The 10,158-nt window shown below is 64.8% G+C and carries 9 protein-coding genes; 1 reads left to right on the top strand and 8 read right to left on the bottom strand.

Going from position 1 to position 10,158, the window contains the following annotated elements; translation table 11 throughout:
* On the top strand, positions 1-298 hold a 298-nt coding region (locus tag ABFE16_06060; GenBank protein MEN6344852.1), incomplete at its 5' end, for an exo-alpha-sialidase.
* A 21-nt stretch (positions 299-319) separates the two neighbouring features.
* On the opposite strand, the gene ABFE16_06055 is transcribed toward ABFE16_06060, so the two are convergent.
* The 8 genes from ABFE16_06055 to ABFE16_06020 form a co-directional block, all read right to left on the bottom strand.
* Positions 320-1,435, bottom strand: coding sequence for a glycosyltransferase family 1 protein (locus ABFE16_06055; protein ID MEN6344851.1), 1,116 nt, complete (start codon positions 1,433-1,435; stop codon positions 320-322).
* Positions 1,436-2,209 carry a sugar phosphate nucleotidyltransferase gene (locus ABFE16_06050; GenBank protein ID MEN6344850.1) on the bottom strand — a complete coding sequence of 258 codons (774 nt, stop codon included), beginning with the start codon at positions 2,207-2,209 and terminating at the stop codon, positions 1,436-1,438.
* Entirely contained in the window at positions 2,206-3,480 is a 1,275-nt protein-coding gene (locus ABFE16_06045) for a glycosyltransferase family 4 protein (GenBank protein MEN6344849.1), read from the bottom strand. The genes ABFE16_06050 and ABFE16_06045 overlap by 4 nt, the downstream gene beginning before the upstream one ends.
* A complete protein-coding gene (locus ABFE16_06040) occupies positions 3,477-4,649 on the bottom strand; it encodes a radical SAM protein (GenBank protein MEN6344848.1) in 1,173 nt (390 codons plus the stop codon). Before ABFE16_06040 ends, ABFE16_06045 begins: the two co-directional genes overlap by 4 nt.
* A complete protein-coding gene (locus ABFE16_06035; protein ID MEN6344847.1) occupies positions 4,649-5,890 on the bottom strand; it encodes a radical SAM protein in 1,242 nt (413 codons plus the stop codon). Before ABFE16_06035 ends, ABFE16_06040 begins: the two co-directional genes overlap by 1 nt.
* A gap of 52 nt (positions 5,891-5,942) precedes the next feature.
* The gene (locus tag ABFE16_06030; GenBank protein MEN6344846.1) at positions 5,943-7,301 is read right to left on the bottom strand and encodes a radical SAM protein; all 1,359 of its coding nucleotides are present in this window, start codon (positions 7,299-7,301) and stop codon (positions 5,943-5,945) included.
* A 313-nt stretch (positions 7,302-7,614) separates the two neighbouring features.
* On the bottom strand, positions 7,615-9,558 hold the full coding sequence (locus tag ABFE16_06025) for a glycoside hydrolase domain-containing protein (protein MEN6344845.1): 1,944 nt from the start codon (positions 9,556-9,558) through the stop codon (positions 7,615-7,617).
* Positions 9,559-9,893: 335 nt separating this feature from the next.
* Positions 9,894-10,158: hypothetical protein (locus tag ABFE16_06020; GenBank protein MEN6344844.1), on the bottom strand; the 265-nt coding region annotated here is incomplete at its 5' end.

Genomic DNA, 10,158 nt, shown 5'->3' with positions numbered 1-10,158 from the left:
GAAGGGCGGCAACTCCAAGCCCACCTTCGACAGGTTCGGCGGCCTCTACTATCTGGGGTGGCAGGAGGCCACACGACTGTATGACGCGAACCGCAGCGTCTTCAACCTCGACCTCTCGCGGGACGGGGTGACCTGGGAGCGCAAGTACCGCTTCGAGACGGCCGACTCCTTCCAGTACCCGAGCTTCCACGAGCACGAGGGGACGATCTGGCTCTCAGTCACGCAGGGCCACAAGGGCAGCACGGACCGGATCATGTTCGGGAAGCTGGAGGAAGTGGGGCAGTTCGAAGGGGGATAGGGGCCGTGACGGACCGCGAAGTCACTGCCCCAGGACGTGCTTGTAGACTTCCAGCGTCATCTCAGCCGTGCGATCCCACGAGAAGCGGGCAGCCTGCTCCAGGCCTCGTCCCCGCAGGTCCTCGCGAAGAGCCTCGTCGCTCGCCACACCTTCCACCGCCGCAGCAAGGGCCGCCGTGTCCCGCGGTTCGACGAGTATGGCGGCGTCACCGGCGACCTCGGGGATGCTCGAGCTGTTCGAAGTGACCACTGGTGTCCCGCAGGCCATCGCCTCCAGGACCGGGAGACCGAAGCCCTCGTACAGCGACGGAAAGGCAAAGAGGCTCGCCGCGCGGTAGTAGGCGACGAGGTCATCATTGCTGATCCACTGAGTGAAGAAGAGACGTCCTTCGAGAGTCGGGAAGGACTCGCGCAGGCTCTCGGCGGTGTGGGCCCCTGGATGGCCGACGACTACGACCGCCAACTCCCGTCCGACGCCGCTGGTGAGACTGCCGACGGCCTCGAGCAGGCGTGGCACGTTCTTGTGTGGACTGCTCCAGCCGACCGCGAGCACGAAGGGCCGCTCAAGCCCCAGAAGCTCCTTCACGCGTCTGCGAGCTGTCTCCGCGTCGCCGGGTGTGAAATGCTCGCCTGCTGCCAGCGGGATGACATGGATGCGATCCGGCCGTACACGCACGACGCGAATGAGGTCGCGACGGGAGTGCTCGGAGTCGGTGATGACGGCCGTGGCCGAGCGTGCGGAGGCGTTCAGTACCAGGTTGCGGATGCCCGCCTTGATGCGCGGGCGGTTGTACTCAGGGAAGAGGCGAAGCGTGACGTCATGGATGGTGGCGACCGTGGGGCACGGCGCCTTCGACGGGACCAGGTAAGGAGCGTGGAAGACGTCGACCTGATCGCGCTTCAACTGCTGGGGCACCGCAACGGGCGTCCAGAGCCAGCCACGCTTGGCACGGAAGACCTTGGCCTCGGTCTTGGCATAGCCCTCCACCGGCACGGGGTCTCCCAGACGTGCCTCGCCGTAGAGGCTCAGTTGGCTGATCTCCGGGAGGCGGCTGAGGTGGCGGATCAGGTTCTCAAGGTAGATCCGATCGCCGGCGTATCTGGCCTGTATCGTCCGCACGTCGAGGGCTACGTGCATCTATCGAGCTCTCCTTGGCTGAGTGAACCGCTGGTCGGCCGTGAGGATCGCCTCGGCGCGAACCAGGTCTGGCGGGAGGTTGATGTTCACATAGCCGCCCTGCAGCCGTGCCGCCGAGATCGTCTCTCCCGCATCGATCATCAGTTGCAGCACATCGGTGATCTCCTTCTCGTTGCGTACCGCACTCGGCTGCACCCGCTCGATGTAGTCGAAAACGCGTCGGTCGAAGAAGTAGAACCCCGTGCCGCACAGGTTGTTTGGCAACACCACGGGCTTCTCCACCACCTGCGCCAGCCGGTCTCCGTCCAGTTCCACTGAGTAGCTCCGCCGGATGTCTTCGGGCTCCTCCGTCGTCACGACGCCGACCGCCTGCTGCATGGCCTGTGGGAACTCAAATCGGCCCGTGCAAAGGCAGTCGCCCAGCACCACGATGAACTTCTCGCCGACAAGATCCCGCACCTGGTGAATCCCGTCGGCGATGCCCGTCAGGTTCTCCGGTTCGCGGAACTCCGCCGGTAGCCCCAGGTCCCGGACGTAGTCGATGACCGCGTCCTTGCTGTGCTTCACGACGAACACGAAGCGGTGCGAGAACTGCGACCAGAAGCGAAGGACGTGCCACAGGATCGGCTGCCCGGCGATCTCCAGGAGCGACTTTTGTGTGGTCAGCGTCCGTGGGAAGAGTCGCGAGCCTTTGCCGCCGCAGAGGATGGCGCAGACGACATCACTAACCCCGGGCCAGGGCTGCTGTTCGGAGGGCAGAGGTGGTAGCATCATCGTGTGATTCTGTCTCGCAGCAGGTTTCGGTACAGTTGCTCGCAGCCTTCGCGGATCACCGGTGCGTCGAACAGCTCCAGCGCTCGCTCGCGTGCGGCGGTTCCCATCCGCGCTCCACGGTCCGGATCTGACAGGACCTCCACGAGTGCTGCCGCCAGTGCATCCTCCCGCGTCATGTCGAACAGCAGGCCGGTCTTGCCTTCCTCCATGAACTCCGGAATGCCACCGGCCCGTGTGGCCACCACAGGCCGACCCACCGCCATCGCCTCCACCATGATCACCGGCGACATGTTGTGCCACTGCTCGGGGATCGCCACGACCGCCGCCTTGCGCAGCCATCCCAAAAGCTCTTCGTGCGAGACCTTGCCCTGTACCTTCACGGCCGCCGCCAGCACCGGATCTTGCAGTGCCTGCCGGACGCGCTCCTCATCCTGCGGTGTCCCCGGCATCCCCAGGACGTGCAGACGCGTCTCCGGAAGCGCCGCCAGAACCTGGCGCATCGCCGCCAGGAGCACGTGGATGCCCTTCTTGGGGATTAGCCAGCCGGCGAAGACAATCAGATGCGGGTCCACCTGCGCTGGATCAGCCGCCGCCACTTGCGACACCGGGTACGGCTGGCGCAGTACCCGAATCCGCTCGCTCGCGATCCCGTGCTCGGCTGCCACCTCCGCAGAGGCCTGCGACAGCGTCCGCACCAGGTCAACCTCCTTCAGCGGGCTGAGCAACCGCCTCTTGCGTCGTCGCAGCATCAGTTTGCGCACGCTGCGGAAGCGCGGAGGCAGTTCCAGACACTCGGAGCAATGCAGCCCCTGGCCGCGCCGGCAATAGGCGCCCTCGCGGTTGACCAGCATCTCGTTCGGGCAGAAGGCCCAGTAGTCATACACCGACCAGACCGTGGGAAGCTGTCGGGCCAGCGCCGCCCGCACCAGGCCCATCCCGAGACGGTCGAACTTGTGGAAGTGAACCAGGTCGGGCTGCCACTCGTCGACGAACTCCGCGAACCCGCGAGCCTGCTCTCGCACGAAGGGGTTGTAGAGCTGGCACAGGCTGCGCAAGCGCGCCTGGGTTCTGCCTTGAGTGCGGTCGAGTAGCGTCGTGAGCGGCTGCACCCGCCACGGGAACTCGCGCGCCATGTCGGTCGCCCGGCAGCACACCGCAACCTCGTGCCCGGACTCCGCGGTCAGCTCAATCATCCGCAGCGCAACATGCTCAGCTCCACCGGCCTCGTGATGCAGGCCCGGCAGTCCGTTTGTAACATGGCATACCCTCATCGCGTGCCCCGCAATCGCCGCAAGGCACGCGTCACCAGTTGCCCGCGGTCAGCGATCCACAGCAGCTTCAGGAACTGCCCTCGGTGAGCCTGTCCGCCCGGTCGCCAGTGCGCCGTCAGGTCATACAGCCGCTGCTGCAGATGCGCCGGGTAGGCCGAGGACTGCGGCAGCGCGCCCTCGCCATAGAAGGGAACCTGAGGCATCTCGCCGCTGATGTCTGGGACGTAGTAACTGAAGTGCGCTGCAATCCCCTGTCGCAGGGCGAAGCGGATTGAGTTCAGGTCCGTGCGGTAGGACGACCCCGGTAGCCCAAGGATGAAGAACCCGGCCACTGCGCCGAAGTGCCGTTTCGCGATCGCGATTGCCTCGGCAATCTGCTCCTGGGTCTCGCCCTTCTTGATGCTCTCCAGGACGTTCGGGTCTGCCGATTCCACGCCGAAGGTCAGCGTCTGGCATCCGGAGCGCTTCAGCGCCACGGCCAGCTCCTCAGTGAAGCGATCTGCTCGCAGGCCATTGGCGCACTGCCAGGGCAAGCCCAGCGGCGCCACCTGTTCGCAGAAGTCCAAGGCGTGCTTCAGACTCGCGTTGAAGCAGTCGTCGATCACCTGGAAGGCGCGGATTCCCCAGCGTTCCTTCGCCTGCTTGAGTTCCGCCACACTGTTCTCGGCGCTGCGACGCCGCCACCGGGTCTCCCGAGCTGCGCAGTAGGTGCAACTGAAGGGGCACCCGTGGCTCGTCATCAGGCAGTAGCGCCACTCGCCCGAGGCCCACTTCTCCTTCATTGCCTCTAGGGAGTCGAACAGGTCAAAGTCGGGGAAAGGCAGGTTGTCGCCGAATTCCGCCGAGAACTCGAGCTTGTCCTCGAAGTCGCCGAAGGGGTAACAGCACTGTACGCTCAGGCAGCTATGCACGGACTTGATCTGCGCCTGCGGGTAGCGCTGCTGATAGGCTTCCCGGAGCCGCTTTGCCTCGCGCAGCCCCACCGACCGCACCGAGATTCCGAGCGTCTCCGCCTCCATCTCCAGCACCCGATCCAGCGGCTCGGGCCTGATATGCTGGTCGATCACCGGAGCCTGCCAGTGCGTGGCCGCGTACGCCAGCCCCAGGTTCGGCACGTCCGGGTTGGCGTAGTTGTGTGGGTCCAGCAAGAGCAGCGGGCGCGCAGCCATCAACTCTCCTCGTTACCGTACCAGATACCGAACTGCTCCTCACGCGGCTTGGTGTCATAGGCTCGGCAGCCCTTGCACAGTGCCGGGACCTGCCCGTTGGGCGTCGCAACCAACTCGCGGTACGTGCGGTAGCGTTCCGAGTTCCAGAGTGTGCGGAAGTCGGTCTCGAAGACATTCCCCAGGCAGTTCTTGCGCAGGTAGTCGCGGTCGTTGTTCTGCAGCACCTGGCAGCACGGCATCACCCAGCCACCCATCATGATGTACGGCTCCATCCACGCCCGGCACATCTTCATCGGGGGCAGGGAGTCGACGCTGGCATGGGCGTAATTCGCCGGGATCCCGTTGCGCTCTCCTGCCTCTCGAGTCGCCTCGACGATCTCCTCGGGTACTTCAGGCAGGAAGTAGTGCTCGATGGCCGGGAAGTGCAGTAGACCGGCAAATTCCAGCCGCGCCTTCTGCTCGAGGCCGACCTCACGGAAAAGGCTGCCCAGCAGGTCCACGAAGGCCGGCATCTCCTGCACGTTCTCGGTCATGACGATGTAGCGGAAGTTCAGCTCCGGGAAGGGTGACCCCGCTTCCTTCTTGAGCCGCAGCAGGTTCTTGATGTTGGTGAGCGTCCGGTCGAACTTGCAGCCCACCTTCAGTCGCTCGTACGTCTCCGGTGTCGCCGCGTCCATGGACAGGTAGATGCCGTCGACTCGCCACTCCACCAGCTTGCGGGCGATGTCCTCGGTGATCAGGTCGAAGCTATCAGAGAGGAAGACCGAGACGTCGCGATCCTTAAGGTACTTGATCATGTCCAGGTACGACTTGTTCAGGAACGCGTCGCCCTCGCCGGTGAGGTTGGTCCAGATAAGGCGAGGAAACTGGTTGACGATGTGGAGGAACTGCTCCCAGGTCAGATCCTGCCGGGGCTCGCTCTCCTTCCAGTGCGTGTGCTCACACACGATGCATCTCTTGTTGCAGCGCGTGGTGATCTCGAACTCTACGTTGATTGGGTAGGGGGCATAGCGTGCGAAGCGGCGGCTGAAGGGCTTGATCAGCGGACGGAGATAGATGTACCAGGCGCCGAGGCTTCCCTCGCCCTCGGTCACCATCATCTTCATGCGGAAGAACCGCCAGGCCGCCCGCCAGCTACGATGGCGGCGCAACCACGTGATTGACGGCCCGTAGGACCACAGGGCGCGCGAAGCGCCGCTGACCATCTCACGGTAGGTACGAAGGGTTGTCAGGAGACCCATGGAGAAGCCTTTCTACGAAGAACCCACGAGGAAGCTCTTGGCTGCCCTGCCCTCACCAGCGCAGGGTCTTCAGTCGCTGCAGCACGCGTTTGGGCGAAGCGATGACCTTGCCCGCCGTCTTGAGGCCCTCCAGCGGGTGTTGCAGCTTCGAGAAGAAGTAGGCACTGGCCTTGGGTCGATAGATGCGGTCCAGGGCCTCGTGATAGGTCTGTAGAATCTCCTCCCGTGACATCGCCCCATTGGAGCTGTACATCACGGTAGAGAAGTCGAAAGCGCGCCAGTTCCGCGACTCAAGGAGGAAGCCGCGCTCGGCCAACCAGTCCCAGAGTTGCGTCCCCGGATAGGGCGTCAGCAGCAGCAGCCCCGCGACATCGATCGGGTTATCCTCGATGAAACGCAGGGTCATCTCGATGTCTTCGCGCGTCTCGGTCGGCGAGCCAATCATGAAGGTGGCATTGACCGTGATGCCGACCTCCTTGCACATCCGGGCCGCGCGCGCACACTGCTCGACGGTAACGCCCTTGCCCAGTATCTCATGTATCCGCTGGGATCCCGACTCGAACCCGAAGGTAACCTGCTTGAGGCCGGCGGCCGCACCCGCTTCCAGGGTCTCCTCGTTCACGGAACTGGCCGTCGCCGTGGCTCCCCAGATCAGCTTGATCTTCTCCTGCTGCATCAGCTCACAGATGCTCTTCACGCGCCGCTTGACGGCGAAGAAGTTGTCCTCAATGAAGAACAGCGCTTTGACGCCGTAGTCGGCCTGCAGCGCCTTCAGCTCGGAGATGACGCGCTCAGGAGTGTTCGCGCGGTAAGGGATACCCCTCCAACTGTTGTGGCAGAAAATGCAGTGGCGCGGGCAGCCGCGCGCTGTGAGCAAGGACGCCGAGGGCGTGTTGGGCGGTACAAAGGCCAGAAAAGTGAAGGGATGGCGGTTGGCGTTGCCCAGGTAGTGCTCCATGTTCATGAGGTGGCGCGCCACCGGCGGCAGATCGTCAAGGTTCGCCACCGGCTCCCCCTGCACCACCTGCCCCTCGACTTCGCCCCTCACCAACTTCAGCAGGGCCTGCTCGCCCTCACCCTTGACCACCACCTCCACATGCTCCAGGGCTTCCTCGACCATGATGCCGGCATGGACGCCGCCCATGACCGTCTTCCACCCGCGCTTACGACACTCGGCCGCCAGATCGTAGGCGTCCATGGCCACCGGAGTCGTGCCACTGAAGCCCACCCAGTCGGGGTCAAAGGCCTCCAGACGGCCCATCACGTCGTCGCCCGCCAACTGGTCAACAATGCTTACCTCTACGTCATGCTGTTCGAGGTAGCTGGCCAGATAGCCAAGGTTGTGGGGCTCGGTCAGACCATAGTTGGCGTTTCCGGCAGGCCCCGGATTCACCAACGCTACTTTGCTCATGCTCGACCGCCTTCCGTTTCGAGGCTGACTGCATCGACGGTGCCGCTTGTGGTTGGTGCCTTTGGTGCCTTGCGACGGTCGATCTGAAGAGCGCTGAGTTGTCTCGTCGGGGATGCCACTCGACGTGTCCAGAGCACACTGACCTGCTGTCCCACTCTATGCTCTTTGCCGTGTCTTGTCCAGTACCTCCCTGTCTGGTCCTTACCCACTCCGTGGAAGGGGCAAAACCGGACTCGGCGGCTGGCACCGAGCCCGTGCGCACGAGCAAGAGAGCAGCGGGGTGTAGTGCCCTCTCAGTCCGCCACCAGGGCCCTCACTGCCCCGCAATAACCTTGAACCGACGGAGGACCGTCTTCCGCTCCTGGCCCCTGGTGATCTCGACCCTGATCTCGCCGGTGCTTGACGGAACCGAGGTGTGATGGGCGAAGCTGCCGTCGGCCTGGCGGTGAGCGGCGTGACCGTTCACCTGCACCTCGGCGCCCTGTTCAGCCCAGACTCGCGTCGCCACAACGATCGGTCCCGGTGCGAGCTGGTGGTGGGTGGGCGGGTCCGTAACGACCAAAGCCCGGGGACCGGCGTCAAGCTGCACAATCTCAGCCGCTATCTCGTCGCGCACCCGGCGCAGTTCGGCCGGATCGTGAGTGTAGTCCACCATGGTCCGCACGAGCCGCCGGGTCAGCTCATCGCTGCGCTGCTCGGGCCGGAACAGCTCGGGCGGCGCACCGAGCTCTGCGGCGATCTTCCGGCTCCGATCCGCCAGCAGCCACAGACACTCGAAGTCTTCGAAGCCGTCGCGCAGGGCCTCCCAGCGCAAGGAGGACAGCGGCCCATCGGCCCCCGGGTAGACGATCCAGCAGTCGCCCGGCGGCAGATTCGGGTTGCCCGTGCTGTGGAGCGGATTCGCATCCCAGGAGATCAGGCCCCAGTGCAGATATCCGGACAGTCCGTAGCGCCAGTTGTACCACTGCAGGATTCGCGTCTTGAGCAGCGGCTGATCGAGGAAGCGGTTCGGGAAAGCGCCGGTGGGATGGCAGCAGGTGTAGAACCACACTTCGTTCCCGGCCGCAGCGGCCTGCTCATAGTGGGGAAGCCAGTTGTACAGGTGGTTGAGCTTCGGCACCCACACCTCCAGGTCCTTGCCGAAGTCGGGGGCCTCAATCGCATCGATGCGCCGAATCCCGGGGGCCAGGGAGTGCACCCAACGCGACTTCTCGCGCCACGAATCCACATGGTGGACCGCGGGCTCGTCGGCGATGTGGATCACCGTTCGCTCCAGCCAGCCGCGCCCCTTCAGATGCTCCTGGAGAGCCGGTAACAGCGTCGGAAGAACCTCCTCCGCCGTCAGCGTCTTGGTCTCACCGCCCTCGGTCTTCACTTTGTAGCCCGAGAGGGCAATGTCGGTGCTCTCCCAGCCCTGCGCCCAGCGGCCGAGTGGCTGGATCTCAATCAAACGGTCACAGCCGTTGGCGCTGACCACCTCCACCCAGCGGTCGAAGGTGCCGAAGTCGCAGGCCAGTTGGCCGTCGGCCCGCTGCGTCAGACCAACGAGCTCGAGACTGACCCACAGGACATTCTGATGGTGTTCCGCCGCCGCCCGAGCGTACTTGCCGAGGAGCTCGAAGAAGGCGTCGGAGTAGGCCGTCACCTTGTACTGCCTGGCCAGCGCACCCGCACTGACCCAGTTTGTGAAGGTCAGGTGCCGCCCCTCGGGGATCGCAAAAGGCCAGACCGTGAGAGCTACCGGCACGGTGGCTCCACCCCCCTCCCACTGCACCGTCAGTTGCCCGGTGTACTCGCCCGCAGCCGCCTCGCGAGGCACACGAAGGGTGATCCACAGCGGTTGGGTGCGGTCGGCCTCCAGGTCAACGGGTGTGGCCGGGAGCAACGGGTCAGGCACCTCTACCGGCGCCTTGCAGCACAGCTCCGACGCGGGTGTGTCAGGGGTGTTGCGAGCCAGCGGCACGTAGCCCACCGGGTTCCACGACACCGCCTGGGCGGGGATGACGCCGGCCTCTCCGCGGAGGTCCGAGGCAACCACGTGAACCTGTCGCACCGGTGCCGTGGCGCGCAGGCATATCTGGGCCGATTCGTACTCCCCGCGTGCCGCCCGGAGTGCTATCGTGGCAGGCGACTCGGACGGGCGTGTGTCCTCGCGGAACACCTTGGTGAGCGGGTCGGCGACCCACACCGCGGGTTGTGCGGAGGCGGATACTGACAGCAGTGCGCCGGCGATCGCAGTGCAAAGCAGGGCGGCCATTGTAGTGCTCCCTTCGCAAGTCGGCTGGTCGGTCGGTCTGGCTTCGTCACAGGCGACGGCCGGTGCACGGGGCCACGTCGGTTCAGTGCTGCCGGGCCTTCGCATCGATCTCTTCGATCTTGATGCGGCGACCCAGTCGCCCGTCGGGCGTGGAACCGGCAGGTAGGCGGGGCACACGTTCGCCGAACCGTGCTCCGCCTCCTGCACAACCAGTACCGTCACTCGCCTCGGGCTGGCAACTCGCAGGAACGATCGGAAAGCTCGCAGCACTGACACCCAGGAAGCGGCGGCACCAGAACAGTCCCGAGCCGCGGTAGCGCTCCGATGGCTGGCCCTTACCCAGTTTTGGGGATGGGTATAGGTTTTGGTATGAGGAGGCGGCGGGTGAGTTTTGCGAGCCAGGGGTCGTGGTGGCGCACCAACTGCAGGCCCAGCCACAGGACGCTGGCCGTCTTCCAGTAATGGTAGCGTTCCGACAACTTCTGTTCCGTGCCCAGCACCCCGAGCCAGTACAGATAGCTGTAGGCCAGGGCACAGAGCAAGAGCCAGGTGGCCGTACGCGCCAGGGTGGTGCAGGGCATCTTCTCGATGTGCAGGTGC

Source organism: Armatimonadia bacterium (assembly GCA_039679385.1).
Classification (GTDB): Bacteria; Armatimonadota; Zipacnadia; order Zipacnadales; family JABUFB01; genus JAJFTQ01.
Note: the sequence above shows the minus strand (reverse complement) of the source record. Positions and strands in the feature narration are given on the sequence as shown.